The following is a 17,833-nucleotide window of genomic DNA, read 5'->3' as shown; positions in this document are numbered from 1 at the left end:
AGATGTGGTGCCAGTCACGCATTTGGTAATCAGAATTGCACACAACTGGAACAGGTTCCACAGGGGGCTTCGCCCCCTGTGCGCCTTTTCGGTAGGTCCAACTACCAAAAAGGCGCACAGGTCCCTACTGCACAGCGAATGCGACGCGGGCGAGGTCCGCCTCAGTTTCCCGCGCCGGCACATCGTCGAGATCGACGCGTACGGATCGCACCGTGCCGACAAATCGATCCGCATCCGTGTAGTCGGAACTGATCGAGATGCCGTGGCATCGTCCGATCGTCAGTAGACCGGTGCCTCCGATGTAGAACGGCGTCGTTCGTTCGATTCGATCCGACCCGACAACATCGCCGTCCACCAGCAGCACGATCCGCGCGCCCATTCCCAACTCGTCGCCGTCGTAATGCAGCTCCATTCGAAGTTCACGGGTACCTGGCTCGATCACCCGACTGCTGCGAACATGCTGCACGTACAGGTCGGAAACGTTGTTGCAATAGGTCAGACAACCGTCGTGCAGGTACAGACTCCACCCGCCGTCCGCACGCGCACCCTGCGCGACGACGACGCCGGTTCGCCCGGACTCCGTCAAGTCGACATCGGCCGTGATCGCGTGCGAACGGTTGAACAACTTTGGCGACGCGTCCGGCAGTAGCGGTGGCATCGTCCCGGGATAGGTGACCGAGCTCCGCACCTTGGCGTCGACGCCTTTTCGCAACCTCTTCATCCGGGTGTTGTCGAGTAGCACCTGATTGCGAGTTGCTTCCCGCTCGAACTCTGCCTGCAGTTCGGCAAGCTTCTCCGGACGCGACCGAGCCAGATCGGCGGCTTCCGTCCAGTCCGTGTTCGTGTCGTACAGCTCCCACATATCGTCCTCGAACGGCCGGTCGCCGGTCGCCGGCTGCATCGGGACGCGGTGAGCCGTGCACGCCACCCAACCTTCGTGATAGATACCGCGGTTGCCGAATATCTCGAAGTACTGTGTGGTCCGACGGTCCGGTTCGGCGGCATCGTCGAAGCTGTAGCGCATCGACACGCCGTCCATCGGCTGCTGCGTCACCCCGCCCACGATCTCGGGTTCGGGGATCCCGGCTGCATCCAGAACAGTTGGCACGATGTCGGACACGAAGTGCCACTGTTCACGGATCTCGCCGCCCGATTCGATTCCCGACGGCCAGTGGACGATCAACGGGTTGCGGGTACCGCCGTAGTGCGACGCGACCTGCTTCACCCACTGATACGGCGTATCCATCGCGAGCGCCCAACCGATCGGATACTGCGGGGCGGTAGTCGGTCCGCCCAATTCTGCACGCTTTTCGATGATGCGCGCAGATGTGTCCTGAAGGCCGTTGAAGAGGATTCCCTCGTTGGCGGTGCCGAGCATTCCGCCTTCACCGGCGGCACCGTTGTCGCCGAGTATGTAGAACACCAGGGTGTCGTCGAGTGCGCCCATGTCCCCGAGAGCGTCGATCACCCGGCCGACCTGAGCGTCGGTGTGCTCGGCGAAACCGGCGTACAACTCCATGAGAAGTTCGGCAGCGAGGCGATCTTCTTCACTCATCGAGTCCCATTCCGGGATGAAGTCGAGCCAGGCTGTCATCTCCCCGTCTGTCGGGACGACGCCCAGTTCGTGCTGACGCGCCAAGGTGATGTCGCGCTGACGATTCCAGCCGTGCGCGAACTTCCCGGCATATTTGTCACGCCACTGCTGAGGAACTTGGAGCGGTGAATGAGTAGCTCCGAGAGCAAGATACGTGAAGAACGGCTTCTCCGGCGCCACAGCCTGTTGGTGCCGCACCCAGTCGACGAGGCGATCTGCCAAGTCTTCGGAGAGGTGATAACCGTCGTCAGGCGTACCGGGAGCATCGACGGGCGTGATGCCGTCGTAGAGGGCCGGATAGTACTGATCCGTCGAACCGCCGAGAAATCCGTAGAAGTGCTCGAATCCTTCGCCCGTCGGCCAGCGATCGAACGGCCCCGCCGGCCCGGTCTCGACGCCAGGTGTCTGGTGCCATTTGCCGAAAGCGGCTGTGTTGTAACCATTCGCGCGCAGCGTCATCGCAAGTGTTGCGGCGCTGTCGGGACGCACGCAGTTGTAGCCCGGATCGGTGCTCTCGAAGTTGGTGACCGTACCAAATCCCACAGCGTGAGGATTGCGACCTGTCAGCAATGAGGCCCGGGTCGGCGAACACAGTGCTGTTGTGTGAAATCTGTTGTACTTCAACCCATTATCGGCCAGCCGCTGCGCCGTGGGCATGTCGATCGGACCTCCGAACGGAGAACTGGCTCCGAACCCCATGTCGTCAACCAATACGATCAGCACGTTGGGGGATTTACTCGTCATAGGAATACCTTTCAGTTCCGACCGTTGAATACTGTGTCGGGGCTCAGCAGTACATCCGCTCTATTTCCAGGCGACATTATTCGGTGTGCGCGCCTTGTCGACAGATAAGCTCCCGTGTGGTGGAACACCGGATCCCACCGAACAACCGTCGTCGGCGCCGATGGCAACCTGGTCCCGCCTACTGAAACCGGCACGTCGTTCGATGCCTGGTCAGCGCGGCATCCGAGCAGACTCCCCCCGCGAACTCCCAATCAGCGGGAGCGGCGGATGCTACTGACGCCAGCCTCGTTAGCGTTGCCCTTACCCACTCGAACGGCCGACTCCGGCCGTGGGAAACGGAGGTTATCGTGACTGCAATGCTTGTCGACGAGAATCCCTTGGCGCACGCGGTGCTGCCGACATTTTCGGCCCTCTACGACGCATCCGCCGGATTGAACGACGCGTCGATAGACGAACAGGACGTCGTGTTCTTCGGCCCGCCCAACCCCGCGGACACCGTTGTCGGCAATATTCGCGTCCTCGAACAACTCCCGGTGGCCGACAGCAGTACTTCGCGGATCGCCCGTACAACCGAGTACCGCGACATGTACGGACACCTGGTTGCCGAAGTATTCGTATCGGGAATCGTCGACGGCTCCGCGCCCAGTTCCGTCTCCGACAAAAACTCGTCCGCTCTGGCCGCCTACGCCGCAACCGAATTCGGCGTGGAGAGCATCAGACGATTCCGGACCCGGATCTTCGTGTCGGAAGCCGACAGCACAAGCCTCACCTATACCTGCACCCCGATCGCCCAGTATCAGAAGGACGCCGAGCGCGTTTCCGACGTCATTGTGACGGCAACCGATTCCAACGGGACTGTCGCCGCTCGGGCCTGGGCAACAGTGACGGAGGCTGCAGCGTAGTCTGCCTCGGCCGGCATTCCATCAGACGGGAAGATGCCTTCACCAGCCGATACCTCGATGATTAAGTGTCACCATGTCTGCGATCAAGTTCAGCATGTCCTCACAGTCGTCACCGATCACCGTCGCCGACTACCGAGAACGTGCGCGTCGTGCGCTTCCCGGAATGATCTGGGCATACGTCGACGGCGGCGCCGAAGACCACGTGACGATGCGAGCCAACGTCGACGATTTCGACAAGTGGTCACTTCGTTCACGGGTACTGACGGGAAATGACGGCCGGGGGCTCGCTATCAAGGTCGGGAACACGGCGCTGGACCTACCAGTCTTCCTGTCCCCCACCGGAATGACCGGTCTCGTCCATTGGACCGGGGAGCGCGCTGCAGCTCGGGCAGCGGAACGTGTGGGCACTCGCGCAGTGATCTCCACCGCGTCGAGTTACACCGTCGAGGAGATCGCGGACGCCACATCCGAAGACCATTTCTTCCAGCTCTACCCGTGGACCAATGCCGGCACCGGAGAATCGTTGGCCAAGAAGTTCGTCGACCGCGCCGCCGCAGCCGGGTACAGCGCACTGTTTGTCACCGTGGACGTACCCGTACCCGGGAATCGGGAAGGGGAACGTAAGCGCGGCATGGGAATTCCGCCCACACTCTCACCGTCGCGAATGCTCGATGCGGCCCGCAAACCGCAGTGGGCCTACAACTTCCTGAAGCACCAGCGGATCTCGTCTCGCATGCTCGTCGACGAACGGGGCGCAGCCGCCGCAGTGCGGTCGGCGAAAAAACAGGTGAGCCTTCTCCGTCCGGAACTCTGCTGGAGTGATCTAGAGAAAATCCGCGACCTCTGGGACGGTCCGATGTACGTCAAAGGCATTCTCGATCCCGACGACGCCGCAACGGCGGTTCGATTGGGCGCCGACGGCATCGTGGTGTCGAATCACGGTGGGCGACAACTTGACGGCGCGCTGTCGAGCATCGAAGCGCTGCCGGCGGTGGTCGATCGGGTGGGCGGCGCCAACGGAGTTCCGGTATACCTCGACGGCGGAATTCGACGTGGCAGCGACGTAGTGAAAGCGCTTGCCCTGGGAGCGAGCGCCGTCGGCATCGGCCGCCCGTACGTCTACGGATTGGCAGCCGGCGGCGAAGACGGTGTCGCGCATGTTCTCGAGATCTTCCGGGAGGAGATCTCCCGGACTTTGACCCTCATGGGGCTGAGTGGCATCGCCGAACTCGACCGCTCACATGTTCTCCGACGCACCTGAAATACCGCACCAGAGCACCATCGTTCCATCCAGCGGGAGAACCCGTATCCGCAGCTACGCCCTGACGCTTCTATGTGATGGATCACATTACTGAAGCGTCGTCAGGCGCGGCTCGGAGGAAGACATGTCACTCGGCACGGACTCACCCACGACAGCGGACGAAGAAATTCGAGAAATCGAAGCGGCCGCCGCCCCAGAACGATTCGCGCGGGGGTGGCATTGCCTCGGGCTCAGTAGGACGTACCGCGACGGTAAGCCGCATCAGATCGACATTTTCGGCACCAGCTTGGTCGTGTTCGCCGATTCGAAGGGCGATATCAAGATCCTCGACGCCTATTGCCGCCATATGGGTGGCAATCTCGCGCAGGGCACGGTCAAGGGCAATTCGATTGCGTGTCCGTTCCACGACTGGCGTTGGGGCGGCAACGGAAAGTGCACGGACATTCCGTACGCACGACGTGTTCCGCCACTGGCGAAGACCCGCGCCTGGACGACGCTCGAGAAGAACGGCCAGTTGTTCGTCTGGAACGATCCGCAGGGAAATCCCCCACCCGCTGAGGTCACGATCCCCGATATCGAGGGTTTCGGGGATGGCGAATGGTCCGACTGGAGTTGGAACACCCTCTCCATCGAGGGATCGCATTGCCGCGAGATCGTCGACAACGTGGTGGACATGGCCCACTTCTTCTACGTCCACTTCTCCTTCCCGAGATACTTCAAGAACATCTTCGAAGGCCACATCGCCAGCCAGTACATGGAATCGGTGGGACGCGAGGACGTCCAGGACATGGGTACCAGCTACGCCGATCCCAATGCTGTACTTCGTTCGGACGCCTCCTATTTCGGTCCGTCGTACATGATCGACTGGATCAAGCAGGAAGTCGACGGAGGGGTCGTGGAGACGGTCTTGATCAACTGCCACTACCCGATCTCGAACAATGCGTTTGTGCTGCAGTACGGCGCGATGGTCAAGAAGATGCCAGGCATGAGCGACGAGGAAGCCGCCGACATGGCTGCGCAGTTCACCGACGGAATCGAAGGCGGATTCCTTCAGGACGTGGAGATCTGGAAGAACAAGGCCCCCATCGACAATCCGCTGCTCTCCGAGGAGGACGGCCCCGTTTATCAGATGCGTCGCTGGTACAGCCAGTTCTACACCGACATCGAAGACGTCACCGACGACATGACGAAGCGTTTCGAGTTCGAGATCGACACCACCCGGGCAGTTGCGAATTGGCGGAAGCAGGTCGAGGAGAACGTCGCGGCACGCGAAGCTCTGGCGCTCGAGTCGAATTCCTGATCCAACCACTCTCTTGATCCAGCGAAAGACACAGGGACACAGATGACGTACGAAGTACTCGAACAGGTCAACTTGATGGCCGACGACCTCTTCGCGGAGGGCGTCGAAGCCGAGAAGCTGGGCCGCTTGGCGGACGACACTGCCAAGAAGATGAAGGCAGCCGGATCCATCCGGATGCTGCAGCCCAAGGAATACGGCGGAATGGAAGCGCATCCGCGTGAGTTCGCCGAAACGGTGATGCGGACGGCATCACTGAATCCGTCGGCAGGATGGGTCCACGGAATCGTCGGAGTTCACCCGTGGCAGTTGGCATTTGCCGATCCGAAGGTGCAGCAGGAAATCTGGGGATCCGACCCGGATACCTGGATGGCGTCGCCCTACATGCCCGGCGGATTGTGCATCCCCACCGATGGTGGCTACAAGTTCTCCGGCCGCTGGCAGTTCTCGTCCGGCACCGATCACTGTGATTGGGCATTCCTGGGCGCCATGGCCGCCGACAAGGACGGCAACATGGAGATGCCGCCCCGCATGCTGCACGTGATCATTCCGCGCACCGACTACCAGATCATCGAAGACTCGTGGGATGTCATGGGTCTGCGCGGCACGGGCTCGAAAGACCTTGTGGTCAAGGATGCTTACGTCCCCGACTACCGCGTGATGGATTGTGACGAGGTCATCGACGGTACGGCCGTCCGCAAGTACGGACGCACCGAAACGCTGTACCTGATGCCGTGGTCGAACATGTTCCCCCTCGGCATCACCGCCGCGACCATCGGCATCTGCGAGGGAATGCTGTTCCACGCCAACGAATATCAGGCTGATCGCATCAATGCCCAGGGCACCGCAATCAAGGATGACCCGTACACGCTGTTCGCCATCGGCCAGGCCACTGCCGATATCCGCGCTGCGCGAGACACCTTGCTGGCCAACGTGGACCGCATGTGGGATCGCGTGGACGCCGGCAAGGAAGTGACGTTCGAGCAGCGCGCCGAAGGACGCCAGACTCAGGTTCAGGCCGCCTGGCGCGCCATCAATGCCATCGATCAGGTCTACCCCCGTTGCGGCGGAAACGCGCTGCGCATGGACAAGCCACTGCAGCGCTTCTGGCGCGACGCCCATGCCGGCCAGCACCACGCAATTCACGTCCCCGGCACCGTATTTCACGCTGCCTCACTGAGCCGCCTCGGCGCCGACCCGCAGGGTCCGCTGCGGGCCATGATCTGACCAGGAGACACACACGATGACACACACCGATATCAAGGGACTTGGCTACGTCAAGATCTCGACCAATGACATGGCACGCTGGCGCACTTTCGCTTTCGACGTCCTGGGCTTCGCCAAGGGCAGTGGACCGGACGAGAACGCACTGTACTTGCGCCTCGACGAGCGCGCTGCCCGCATCGTCATCGTCGAGGGTGAGCGCGACGAGATCGTCAGCATCGGCTGGGAGGTCGCCGACCACGCGGCGCTGCGACGCGTACAGGCTGCTCTGGAGAAGTTCGGCACTGCCGTCGAACAGCTTTCCCTCGCAGAAGCCGATGCACGACGAGTCGAAGAGGTAGTCACCTTCACCGATCCCGGCGGCGCCACCATCGAGATCTTCCACGGTGCAGTTCTCGACCACAGCCCCGTCGTGACACCGTTCGGTGCTCGATTTGTCACCGGCGCACAGGGTCTCGGCCATGTGGTGCTTCCGGTCATGGACAGCGCCGCAAGCTTCGACTTCTACACCGAGGTTCTCGGCTTCTATCCGCGCGGCGCCTTCCGCATTCCCGCGCCGCCGGAATACGGTCCGATGCGTGTTCGTTTCATGGGCGTCAACGAGCGTCACCACAGTTTGGCGCTGTGCCCCGCCCCGCACGGCGGCGCACCGGGTCTGGTTCACATCATGGTCGAGGTCGATACCCTCGATGCCGTCGGCCAGGCCCTGGACCGAGTAGTCAAGGACGGTTTCTCGGTGTCCTCCACTCTGGGCCGACACACCAACGACAAGATGGTCTCGTTCTACGTCCGCGCTCCCGGCGGCTGGGACATCGAGTTCGGCACCGACGGTATGACGGTCGATCAGGATTCGTACTCCGCCGAGGAGATCACGGCAGACAGCTACTGGGGCCATGACTGGTCGGGCAGCGAACCGCTAGCTGCCATGTAGGCGTTCCGCAGTACAGAAAGGGCTTGCGCGAGAAATTCGCGCAAGCCCTTTCTGCGTTCGGCAGCCACCACATCTGAGGATCTTCGGTGATTCACTTCACAAACCGCGAACTCTATGACACTATTCCTAATTGAAATAGCCAGTTCGCTGGATTCAATCCACGAGGAGTGAGGCACACGATGACGATGACACTGCAGTCCGTGGACACGCTGGAGAGCGACTCTGCACCAACGGCCGTTCTCGATCGCGTCTCGGTCGTCCTCGACGCCTTCGAGGGACCCGGCCGGTTGACCCTCGCCCAGATTGTTCGACGCACCGGACTACCTCGATCTTCCGCGCATCGCCTACTGGAGCGTCTTGTGTCGATGCGCTGGCTGCGACGCGAGGGCCGCGACTACGAACTCGGGATGCGCTTGGTCGAACTGGGATCACTCGCCGTTCACCAGGATCGTCTGCACAGCGCCGCCATGCCCCTCCTCCACGAGCTGTATCGCGTCACAGGATTTGTAGTTCATCTCGGCATCCTCGACGGGCCTGATGTGGTGTACCTCGAGAAGATCGGTGGACGACTCGGTGCCGCAGTCCCGACCCGCGTCGGCGAACGTCGTCCCGCAGCTCTGACCGCACTCGGGCAGGCACTGCTTGCATTCGAGTCCTCGCATCCCGCACCCCAGAGCCACCGCGCCCGGATCCGGGATGCCGGCGTCGCCTTCGAAAGCGGAAGCGGGCTTGCCGGATTCAGCTGTTTGGCAGTGCCGATCGGGCCCGTCGGCCGCGCCGTCGCAGCTGTCTCGATCTGCGGCCCGTCGAAGGCTCTTCGCAATGATCACATCAGCGCCGCTCCGGTCCGCATGGCTGCCGCTGCCATCTGGCGTGCAATCGACGGCGGAGCCCTCACTGTCACACCGACTTTGCAGCGTCGTCAGATGCTGCGCAACCTGCCCACGGCAGCCGGAGCGTGAAATGACCGGCTACCGCGAGTAATTGGATGCCGTGGCGGTTTCAGATATCGCTATTGTCCTGAGCGAGTGAGTGAACGTGTGCCTCGACGTTCTTCCATCGGCCGGGCGAGATCGGCAACGGCGACCCGAACTGGTCGTGATCGGCCACTTTCGCAAACTCCGCCGACGCATTGTCGATCTCGTCGAATAGTTCACGGGCAAGCTCGATTTCGGCACGGAAGTATCGCACCGACCACCGCAACGTCATGCGCGGAAACGACCACGCCGGTTCATCGTCCGTGTGATCGGCGTGAAGTTCGGCCCGCCGGAGCTGCAGTTCGACGTTGGCGATGTGAGCAGCGACGAGCGCCTTGAGCCGTTCCGGGTCATTGAGGTGCCCCATCCACAGACGCAGCATGACTCCGTGCTTGAGCACGGGAACCTCGACGGGCGCATCTCGCGACCACGTTCGAAGCGCGTCTGTTCCACGTTCGGTGATCGCGTAGAGGCGTCGGCCCCGCACCCCGGGTTCGGATACGACCCGCGACTCCACGAAGCCGATGGCCTCGAGTTTCTTGAGCTCGGCGTACACCTGGCTGATCGACGGACTCCAGTAGAAGAAGCCGACGCTCCAGTCGGCCCATTTCTTCAGGTCGTTGCCTGTCAGCTCTTCTCCGAACGTGAGCATCCCGAGGACCGCCCAGCTGGTTGCCGGTAGTCCTCTGGACACATCTTCGGGTTCGGACATGAGAGGAAGTCTAACAATCCCTGTGCATTTGCCGAGGTCACGGATACGAAAGTGCCCACTGAGCGGGAGCTTCGAACAGGAACAACAGGTATGGGGCCCCGAGCGCACCCGATCGGCGAGTAGACGTTCATCACTGCCAGTGAGTGGGACTGTCGCTGGATTACAACGATTACGCCCCACATCGTAGTGATCAACCGTTTGTAGAGCTTTGATCGAGGAGACAACATGTCCGTAGAAAATGCCGCACCCCCGGCGCTGGACGGGCGCACCATGCGCGACGTGATGAGCAACTTCTGCACCGGCGTCACGGTTATCACCGCCCATGACGGTCAGTCCCCGCTCGGGTTCACATGCCAGTCCCTGGTCTCCGTTTCACTTGATCCCCCGCTGCTGTCCTTCTGCCCGGCCAAGACGTCGACGAGTTGGCCGAAACTCCGCGAAGCCGGAACCATCTGCATCAACGTTCTCGCTCACGATCAGCAGGACATGTGCGCAGCCTTCGCCCGCGGCGGCAGTGACAAGTTCAGCGGCATCGAGTGGGAAGCCGGCATCAACGGTGCACCGGCGCTGGCCGGCGCACTGGCCCGCATCGAGGCCACCATCGAAAACGAGCACGACGCCGGCGATCACACCATCGTCGTCGCGCGCGTCACCGATCTCACCGTCATTCGACACGACGGACCGCTGCTCTTCTACCGCGGCGGATTCGGTCGCTTCGACGCGTAGTCCTCGCGTGTCCCGCTGCGTGGGAGATCAGGGTAATCGATCAGGTCGATAGCGATAGCGTGCGGTGAAGTCGGTGCGAAACCGACTTCACCGGTACACAACTGATCGGATTACGTCGATGACCACTCTCGAACCTGACACCACTGCTGCGATCACCGCGACCGTGACCGCGTACCTCGACGCAGTTTCCCGCGGAGCCACTGCGGACATCGCTGCTCTGTACGCCGAGAACGGGACGCTCGAGGATCCGGTGGGCAGCGAACCTCGCAGCGGCAAGGCAGCGATTACCGAGTTCTACGGCGCACTCGAAGGCCGGACCCAGGAGATCGAACTGCTGACCCTGCGAGTCAGTGGTTCCAGCGCGGCCTTCCATTTCCGCGTGGTCACCCCGGTGGGCGACAAGATCTACGAAATCGCACCGATCGACGTGATGACGTTCGACGAGGACGCGAAGATCACCAGCATGCGTGCATTCTGGGCGCCGTCCGACATGATCTCACGCTGATGCGCCAGGTCAGTTGCCGCAATTGCGGAAATCGGGTGCTTGTCGAGAAGTACAGCAATGAGCACACGAGCGTGCAGTGGCTCGAGGAGTCCGCGCAGGTCTGCCCGGAACTCGCCCGCGCGTCGGATCAGCCCTTCTCCCAGCGGTCGTGCTCGGCATTGCGTGACACCATCAACGATCTTGCCGACGCCGGCGCCGTTGAAATGAGCGAGCGCAGCTACCCGGTGCCCGGCATATTGTCCTGAACTACGTATCGTCCTGGACTAGGTATCGTCCTGGACTACGCACCAGCAGCCACACGTCAAGCTTCGCGGCGGAGCATCTCCGACGCGAGGCTTGACACTGTCTGCAGTTTTGGCAAGCATATGATTCTGCCGCAACACAATTCACGTGCGCAGCACCGGGCCCGGTCGCAGGGTTGACCGCCGCGGCCGCCGATCCGGATCGATCCCCGCCGGCGGAATAAACCACGGCCTACGATCCGATCCCATCTTGATTTCCCACTGCCCCGCAAAACCGGCCTTGCGGTGAATCAAGGTGTGATGGGACCGGCACAGCAAGGTGAGGTTGCCCATCACCGTCAACCCGCCCTTCGACCACGGCTCGATATGGTGCGCGTCGCACCACGCCGGCACCGCATCACACGAGGGGAACGCACATCCTTTGTCTCGGGCGATCAACGCCGTCCGCTGCGCCGCCGACACCAACCGTTTCAGTGGACTCACGTCGAGCGGGGCGCCGTGTTCGTCGAGGAGCACCGTCGAGAGCATGCAATCGCACGCCAACATCCGGGTGCGGGTGATACTCAATGGGCCCATCCACGGCATGTGCCCGACATCAAGATCGTCGAAGTCATCGAGATTATCGAAACCCCACACCGGCGCATCCTCGACATCATTGTCTTGGGCCGCACGATCTTTGATATCAGAAGCAGGCTCACGGGTAGACGCGCAGTCCCGATGCTCTGCAAGATCTTTCGCAGACACATGCACATTCACATGCGGACGCTGACCACCGTCCACCCCCGTCGCAGCATTGTCGAGATACCGGCGAATCAACTCCGTCAACGCATCCGCCGTTCGCTTGGCAGCGGACCGCGCATCCGGAGTCCCATCCGCGGCAGGGGTAGGCATCGACAACCCCGACAACGCCGAAAGCAGCATTTCGCCGGTCAACGCATCGAAGTCACCTTTGATGACCACTCGACCGTTCAACGTCGGCGCGATGCGTAGTTCGTTGCGGTCGTCGTCTTCTCCGGGCGGGATGTCTTCGGATTCGAAGATCCGCTCGAGGACCGCGATGGCGTACCGCAGTTTCGTGGTGGTCGCCTCCACCCCGGAGGCCGCGGCGAGCAGGGTTTTGATGCAGTGCGGTAGGGCGCGGTCCGGCATCCCTTTCGGTGGGGACTCGCAGAATGCGGTGATCAGCGCGGCATGGTCGACGGTGAGGTCACCGGCATCGAACTGCGCCGCAATATCCGGGAATGCCCGTAAGGCCACCCCGAGGGCGGCGATCTTGTTTCCGGCCGCATTCTGCAGCATCGTATTGGCGGCCAGCCAGCGGCCGACACCGCGGTAACACAGCACCGACTCGTCCGGATGAAGCGCCAACTCGTCGACCGCGGCAACCCGAATGGCTTCCAGCCGAAGAATTTCCGCCGATGCGGTGACCGCAACGTCCCGCACGTCACACGGCCGCAACCGCCACAGCATGCCGCGCACATTCACAGCAGAACCAGTCACAACATCGGCAACTACGGTATCGACGCTCATCGGATCCCCCCATCCTTGCCCCCAATTATACTCGAACATCTATTCGAGTCAAGGGCAAGTTTCAGATAGGGAAATTTCCACGGCACATCGAGTACTGTTGCAGCACAGAACTTTCAAGCCTGTTGTGCTGATATGGCCGGAGGGTAAGCCTCACAAGCGGTAGTGTCTTCCAACCGCCGATCAAGCAACCACACCAGTGCCGTGGCTCCCGAGAAAGTCAACCCGGCCACACACACGCCGGACCACCCGTAGGCATTCCAAACAACTGATCCCACCGCCGATCCCAGAGCAGCACCGATGAAGTAGGTGGTCATGTACACAGAATTGACGCGTGATCGCGCCGCGGGGATGAGTGCGTAGACAATGTTCTGGTTGCTGACATGAACCCCTTGCAGTGCCAAATCCGCAAGCACAAAGGCAACAAGGAACCATGCCAAGTGCGTCCCACCGACAGCAAAAGGCAACCAGCACAACAATAGAATGGCCAAGGCACCACCAGTAGCGAGTTGCGTCTTTCCTCGATCAGCCAACCGGCCTGCGACAGTCGCCATCAATGCTCCCGCCACACCGAGCAATCCGACCAGGCCGATCTGAGTATCGCTGTACCCGTATTCCCCGGCCAACAGAAATGCCATGGTGGTGAAGACGGTACTGACCGCGGCGAATGCGAGACCACCCATGGCAGCTCGAGTTCGTAAACGCGGCAACGTTTTCGCCAGATGCCCGAGCGAGCGGAGTGTCGCCGCGTAGCTTGCCTTTTCGCGAGGGCCTGCGTCTGATGGCAGCACCCGCCAGAGCGCCACAGCCATTACCACCATCAGCACTGCAGCAACCTTGTATACCGTCGACCAGCCCCCCAGACCGGAAAGCAGGCCGGCAACACTGCGCGCCAAGAGAATTCCGATCAGCAGCCCACTCATGATTGTGCCGACCACCTGCCCCGAACGCTCTGGCTCAGCGAGGGCTGCAGCAAAGGGAACCAACACCTGAGCTGCCACGGAAAACACGCCGGCGACAGCAATACCCACCGCCAGCGTCGCAAAGTTGGGTGCGAATCCACTCACTGCCTGGCCGACTGCGGCCAGCATCATGAGTCCCACCGTGAGCTTGCGACGGTCGACAATATCTCCGACCGGAACGAGGAGCACCAACCCGAGGGCGTACGCCACCTGAGCGATGGTCACCGTCACTGCCGCTGTCGACGCGGACACATTCAGATGGTCCGCGATGGATTCCAGCAGCGGCTGGTTGAAATAGTTTCCACCGGCACAAAGCCCGGTAGCCGCCGCCATCAGCAGGACTACCGGCATCCCGAGCCGCGGTTGTGTATCGCCTGAAATCATCGTTCAAGCATGGACGGCTAGCAGCTCTGCGTCCAATAGATAGATCCGCATAATCAATCGACCAAACCGATCAATCTGCCGCGCAGTGCTGACCATAGAAAACGCGGCGCTCTACCCCGGCAAATACCGAAGTAGGGCGCCGCGCAGAACTATCGCGGAGCGCGCACGAACTACTGGCAATCAGTAGGAAGAGGCGATGTACCCGCTGTTCGATCCTGTGGAGCTAGCCCCATTACCGGAACTACCCAAGCTTCCGGAACCGCCCACGCTGCCCAGACTTCCGGAGCCACCCAAACTACCCAGAATGCCGGAACCGCCGAGGCTACCCAGAATGCCCGAGCCGCCCAAGCTTCCGGACCCTCCGTTGCCACTGCCACTCTCGGAAACAACGACGGTAGCAACCGGTGCCGTCGAAGTCTGGTGACCCGTGAACCCACTGAAGACTGCAGTGATCTTATGATCACCGGTCTGGGTGAAGGTATGCGGTAGCTTGGCCTTGCCGTCCACCACCGGGACCGGGTTGCCGATCGGGGTGGTGCCGTCGAAGAACTGCACTGTGCCACCACCCGGTGCCGGTGAGACCGTTGCCAACAGGTCAGTCGACACACCCTTCACCGCTGTTGCGGGCACGGTCAGGACCGTAGTCGTGGCCTCGTCACCCGGCAGAACCGGAGCCGTCACCGTCAACGAATGCGCCACAGCAGTCGACGTACCGAACCCGGCAGAACCGGAGAACACAGCCGTAATGCTGTGCGTGCCTTCAGCAAACGCCTGCGTCAACACAGCCTTACCCGAAGCATCTACATCCACCGGAGCACCAAGATTACCGTTCGCGTCCTTGAACTGCACCGTGCCACCACCCGGATTCGGACCAACCGTCGCCGTCAACGACACCACATCACCCGTCGTCGCAGTACCGACACCCGTGATCGCCGTCGTGGTCTCCTCATTCGGAACCACCGGAGCCGACACCGTCAACGAATGCGCCACAGCAGTCGACGTACCGAACCCGGCAGAACCGGAGAACACAGCCGTAATGCTGTGCGTGCCTTCAGCAAACGCCTGCGTCAACACAGCCTTACCCGAAGCATCTACATCCACCGGAGCACCAAGATTGCCGTTCGCGTCCTTGAACTGCACCGTGCCGCCACCCGGATTCGGACCAACCGTCGCCGTCAACGACACCACATCACTCGTCGTCGCAGTACCGACACCCGTGATCGCCGTTGTCGTCTGGGCAACGGCCGCCGACACCGTCACGTTCTGCGGCACAGAGGTGGACTCTGAGGCTTTCGTAGTTGCCAAAAATTTGGCAGTAAGGCTGTAACTACCGGTGGTCGCGGGCGTCCACGAGTAGGTGGCCACACCCGCGGCATTGAGCACACCACTACCGAGTTTGTTTGTACCGTCATAGAATTCGACAGTGTCACCGACAACGCCACCGGTCACCGTTGCACTCAGATTCACCGGCGTACCGACCTGTGCTGCCGCGATCGGAGCCAGCGCCGTGGTCGACACGTTCTTGGCCACCGTGACAGCCGGGCCCTGTCCCGGATAGTTACCGGCACCCAAGTCTCCGTTGTACGTCATCCCTGTTGGCAACGCAACGCCGCGATCGCAGCCCGCGCCAACCTTGTAGTCGAACGAGAACGTCCGCGACTTCGGTTCGATGAGCGGGTATACCGGCCATTCTATGACGCTTCCCTTGACCTGTACGAAATCTGCGCCAAAGCTGTCGATAGCCCGCGGGCTACCATCCACCTTCGCTGAATTGTCTACGTACGTCAGGCAAGTCGGGTGCTTGTCCGTGACGCGGTAGATGTATTCCACGACGCCGGGGACCGTTCGCCTGAACGTCGTCGAGACGGTGATTACCTCACCCTCACTCGGCGTGACATTGCTGACAGTCCGAGAGAAGGACGAGTTTCCCTCCGACCAGTTCACAGTCTGCGGGACTACTGCGTCGGCAACACCAGTTCCGAAGCTCACGGCAAGGCCGGCGGCGACAGCAAATGCGCTCACAGCACCGATGCCGCGGCGAATGTTTTTCTGGGACATACGTTTCCCCTTTGAAAAAGTGCATGGATAGGAACGGCGCCCCGCCCCGGTACTAAGACTGGGACGGGGCGCCGTCAAAAGATGCTGAGTTACAGCCGATCAGTTACTACGAGCCGAAGGAACCTGTGAAACCACCCAGGCTGCCCAAACTGCCTGAGCCGCCACCATTTCCGCCGTCTCCGCCACCGGGAGTTCCAGCTTCGGCAACCTGAACGGTGTAGCTGTCTGCCGAACCGTTGACCGTGCCGGCGCCACTGAATTCAGCGGTGATGGTGCGCTGCCCTGCTGTAGAGGGAGTCCAGTTGATGCTCGCCACTCCGGAACCGTCGACCGTCGCAGTTCCGATAACCGTGTCGCCGTCCTTGAACGTGACGGTGCCACCGGCGTTGGCCGGGGTAATCTGCGCCGAGACTGTCGTCGACTTTCCGACCTGTGCATCATTGACTGTGAGAAGAGTTGTCGACGCTGTGTTGCTGACCGGCGCATCTGCGACGGTCACAGTTTGAGTGGTTGTGGAACCGCTAACACCGGAGCGACCGGAGAAGTCTGCAGTGATCGTCTGACTTCCCGACGTTGCCGGAGTCCAGGTATAGGTGGCCTGACCATTGCCGTCGACAGCTACCTGGGTGGGCTTACCCGCAATCGTGAACGTCACGGTCCCACCGGCACCAGCGGGGGAAACCGTTGCCTTCAATGTGGTGGACGTCCCGACCTGCGCGCCCGCAATGGGATCAAGTGTGGTCGCGGACAGAGCATCGGCCTGCGCGACTCCCACAGACTGAGTAGCCGAAGTTGCTGCATTTGCCTTCGTCGTGGCAACAAACTTCACGGACAGGTTGTGCGTGCCCTTGGAATTCGGTATCCAGTTGAAGGTCGCGAGTCCTGCACTGTCGAGCGCACCCTGACCGATCTTGCCTGCACCGTCGTAGAACTCAACGATATTTCCGGCCACGCCACCCGTGACGGTCGCCTTGAGCGGTACCGTCTGGCCCACCTGCACACCCGGCGCCACTGTGTCGAGTGCCGCTGTGGTGTTGTTCTTCTGCACCGTGATCGTGGTTCCATGATCCGGGTAACTTCCACTGCCAAGCGACCCTGAGTAGTCCGTCCACGTGTTCATCGCGACGTCACGATCGCAGTCCGCACCGACCTTGTAGGAGAACGAGAACGTCCGCGACTTCGGGTTGATGTTCGGGTAGACGTCCCAGTTGCCGGTGACCCGGACGAAATCCGCACCCGAGCTCTGGAGGCCCAACGCACTCCCGTTGACGTTCGCCGAACCGTCCACATACGTCAAACACGCTGGGTGAAAATCCTTCACCGCTTGGAGCCACTCCACAGGAGTTTTGTTGCGCATGAACTTCATCGAGGTGGTGACAATGTCACCCTCACTCGGAGTCACATTGCTGACGGTTCGTTCGAAATCGCTGCCGCCATCCGTCCAGCTCACCGAAACGGGAGCCGCGCCGGCAACACCGGTTCCGAAGCTCACGGCCAGTCCGGCTGCAATCGCAAAAGCGCTGACACCACCGACAACACGACGGATGTTTCTCTCAGACATCTATTCCCTCTCGACTACCCGACGAAGACCCGCAAACCAAGACGTACGTCCGACTCGGACCAATGCGACCCAGATTAGCGTGTTTACTGGGAAAAAACCAGACAATTGACTATGCAATTTTCTGGGACGGAAACACCATCAAAACTGCACGATAATCGCAGGTGAACTGCACAATCTGATTCAACTCCATCTAATCTTTAGTCATGCAAAGCATTAGCTGGATATC

15 protein-coding genes are annotated in these 17,833 nt (G+C 61.2%); 9 read left to right on the top strand and 6 right to left on the bottom strand.

The genetic code is table 11. The features are described from left to right. Nucleotides 1-124: 124 nt before the first annotated feature. Entirely contained in the window at nt 125-2,338 is a 2,214-nt protein-coding gene (locus tag BDB13_RS10170) for an arylsulfatase (protein ID WP_094271535.1), read from the bottom strand. A 347-nt stretch (nt 2,339-2,685) separates the two neighbouring features. On the opposite strand from BDB13_RS10170, the gene BDB13_RS10165 reads away from it, so the two are divergent. The 6 genes from BDB13_RS10165 to BDB13_RS10140 all read left to right on the top strand — a co-directional run bounded on the left by BDB13_RS10165 (nt 2,686) and on the right by BDB13_RS10140 (nt 8,915). Continuing rightward, nucleotides 2,686-3,240 carry a hypothetical protein gene (locus BDB13_RS10165; RefSeq protein ID WP_094271534.1) on the top strand — a complete coding sequence of 185 codons (555 nt, stop codon included), beginning with the start codon at nt 2,686-2,688 and terminating at the stop codon, nt 3,238-3,240. 73 nt (nt 3,241-3,313) lie between these two features. Then, the gene (locus BDB13_RS10160) at nt 3,314-4,501 is read left to right on the top strand and encodes an alpha-hydroxy acid oxidase (RefSeq protein ID WP_094271533.1); all 1,188 of its coding nucleotides are present in this window, start codon (nt 3,314-3,316) and stop codon (nt 4,499-4,501) included. A gap of 124 nt (nt 4,502-4,625) precedes the next feature. After that, nucleotides 4,626-5,801 carry a Rieske 2Fe-2S domain-containing protein gene (locus tag BDB13_RS10155; protein ID WP_094271532.1) on the top strand — a complete coding sequence of 392 codons (1,176 nt, stop codon included), beginning with the start codon at nt 4,626-4,628 and terminating at the stop codon, nt 5,799-5,801. Between the two features lie 42 nt (nt 5,802-5,843). Then, nucleotides 5,844-7,025, top strand: a complete 1,182-nt coding sequence (locus tag BDB13_RS10150; protein WP_094271531.1) for an acyl-CoA dehydrogenase family protein — start codon at nt 5,844-5,846, stop codon at nt 7,023-7,025. A gap of 16 nt (nt 7,026-7,041) precedes the next feature. Then, a complete protein-coding gene (gene bphC / locus BDB13_RS10145; RefSeq protein WP_094271530.1) occupies nt 7,042-7,953 on the top strand; it encodes a biphenyl-2,3-diol 1,2-dioxygenase in 912 nt (303 codons plus the stop codon). Nucleotides 7,954-8,132: 179 nt separating this feature from the next. Beyond that, a complete protein-coding gene (locus BDB13_RS10140) occupies nt 8,133-8,915 on the top strand; it encodes an IclR family transcriptional regulator (protein WP_169636440.1) in 783 nt (260 codons plus the stop codon). 40 nt (nt 8,916-8,955) lie between these two features. Here the strand turns inward: BDB13_RS10140 and BDB13_RS10135 are convergent, their stop codons facing one another. After that, on the bottom strand, nt 8,956-9,642 hold the full coding sequence (locus BDB13_RS10135; protein WP_094271529.1) for a PadR family transcriptional regulator: 687 nt from the start codon (nt 9,640-9,642) through the stop codon (nt 8,956-8,958). A 225-nt stretch (nt 9,643-9,867) separates the two neighbouring features. Between BDB13_RS10135 and BDB13_RS10130 the strand changes: the two genes are divergently transcribed. The 3 genes from BDB13_RS10130 to BDB13_RS10120 all read left to right on the top strand — a co-directional run bounded on the left by BDB13_RS10130 (nt 9,868) and on the right by BDB13_RS10120 (nt 11,118). Next, complete coding sequence (locus tag BDB13_RS10130) at nt 9,868-10,368, top strand: flavin reductase family protein (RefSeq protein WP_094271528.1); 501 nt, start codon at nt 9,868-9,870, stop codon at nt 10,366-10,368. Between the two features lie 118 nt (nt 10,369-10,486). Beyond that, entirely contained in the window at nt 10,487-10,873 is a 387-nt protein-coding gene (locus BDB13_RS10125) for a nuclear transport factor 2 family protein (protein ID WP_094274814.1), read from the top strand. After that, entirely contained in the window at nt 10,873-11,118 is a 246-nt protein-coding gene (locus BDB13_RS10120; RefSeq protein ID WP_094271527.1) for a hypothetical protein, read from the top strand. Before BDB13_RS10125 ends, BDB13_RS10120 begins: the two co-directional genes overlap by 1 nt. Nucleotides 11,119-11,259: 141 nt before the next feature. Here the strand turns inward: BDB13_RS10120 and BDB13_RS10115 are convergent, their stop codons facing one another. From BDB13_RS10115 to BDB13_RS10100, 4 genes are all read right to left on the bottom strand, one after another. Continuing rightward, the gene (locus tag BDB13_RS10115) at nt 11,260-12,645 is read right to left on the bottom strand and encodes an HNH endonuclease signature motif containing protein (RefSeq protein WP_094271526.1); all 1,386 of its coding nucleotides are present in this window, start codon (nt 12,643-12,645) and stop codon (nt 11,260-11,262) included. Nucleotides 12,646-12,758: 113 nt separating this feature from the next. Further along, the gene (locus tag BDB13_RS10110; protein ID WP_094271525.1) at nt 12,759-13,988 is read right to left on the bottom strand and encodes an MFS transporter; all 1,230 of its coding nucleotides are present in this window, start codon (nt 13,986-13,988) and stop codon (nt 12,759-12,761) included. 180 nt (nt 13,989-14,168) lie between these two features. Then, entirely contained in the window at nt 14,169-16,046 is a 1,878-nt protein-coding gene (locus BDB13_RS10105) for an Ig-like domain-containing protein (protein WP_094271524.1), read from the bottom strand. A gap of 106 nt (nt 16,047-16,152) precedes the next feature. Beyond that, entirely contained in the window at nt 16,153-17,607 is a 1,455-nt protein-coding gene (locus tag BDB13_RS10100; protein ID WP_094271523.1) for an Ig-like domain-containing protein, read from the bottom strand. Nucleotides 17,608-17,833: the final 226 nt, after the last annotated feature.

Source organism: Rhodococcus sp. OK302 (assembly GCF_002245895.1).
Taxonomy (GTDB): domain Bacteria; phylum Actinomycetota; class Actinomycetes; order Mycobacteriales; family Mycobacteriaceae; genus Rhodococcus_F.
This window is presented reverse-complemented; position numbering and strand designations above follow the sequence as displayed.

What these genes read in the sequence shown, in the direction of transcription:
- BDB13_RS10130 (WP_094271528.1), top strand. Translation starts at nt 9,868, where the DNA reads ATGTCCGTAGAAAATGCCGCACCCCCGGCGCTGGACGGGCGCACCATG.
- BDB13_RS10115 (WP_094271526.1), bottom strand. Translation starts at nt 12,645, where the DNA reads ATGAGCGTCGATACCGTAGTTGCCGATGTTGTGACTGGTTCTGCTGTG.
- BDB13_RS10110 (WP_094271525.1), bottom strand. Translation starts at nt 13,988, where the DNA reads ATGATTTCAGGCGATACACAACCGCGGCTCGGGATGCCGGTAGTCCTG.
- BDB13_RS10105 (WP_094271524.1), bottom strand. Translation starts at nt 16,046, where the DNA reads ATGTCCCAGAAAAACATTCGCCGCGGCATCGGTGCTGTGAGCGCATTT.
- BDB13_RS10120 (WP_094271527.1), top strand. Translation starts at nt 10,873, where the DNA reads ATGCGCCAGGTCAGTTGCCGCAATTGCGGAAATCGGGTGCTTGTCGAG.
- bphC (WP_094271530.1), top strand. Translation starts at nt 7,042, where the DNA reads ATGACACACACCGATATCAAGGGACTTGGCTACGTCAAGATCTCGACC.
- BDB13_RS10140 (WP_169636440.1), top strand. Translation starts at nt 8,133, where the DNA reads ATGACGATGACACTGCAGTCCGTGGACACGCTGGAGAGCGACTCTGCA.
- BDB13_RS10100 (WP_094271523.1), bottom strand. Translation starts at nt 17,607, where the DNA reads ATGTCTGAGAGAAACATCCGTCGTGTTGTCGGTGGTGTCAGCGCTTTT.
- BDB13_RS10160 (WP_094271533.1), top strand. Translation starts at nt 3,314, where the DNA reads ATGTCTGCGATCAAGTTCAGCATGTCCTCACAGTCGTCACCGATCACC.
- BDB13_RS10135 (WP_094271529.1), bottom strand. Translation starts at nt 9,642, where the DNA reads ATGTCCGAACCCGAAGATGTGTCCAGAGGACTACCGGCAACCAGCTGG.
- BDB13_RS10150 (WP_094271531.1), top strand. Translation starts at nt 5,844, where the DNA reads ATGACGTACGAAGTACTCGAACAGGTCAACTTGATGGCCGACGACCTC.
- BDB13_RS10125 (WP_094274814.1), top strand. Translation starts at nt 10,487, where the DNA reads ATGACCACTCTCGAACCTGACACCACTGCTGCGATCACCGCGACCGTG.
- BDB13_RS10155 (WP_094271532.1), top strand. Translation starts at nt 4,626, where the DNA reads ATGTCACTCGGCACGGACTCACCCACGACAGCGGACGAAGAAATTCGA.
- BDB13_RS10170 (WP_094271535.1), bottom strand. Translation starts at nt 2,338, where the DNA reads ATGACGAGTAAATCCCCCAACGTGCTGATCGTATTGGTTGACGACATG.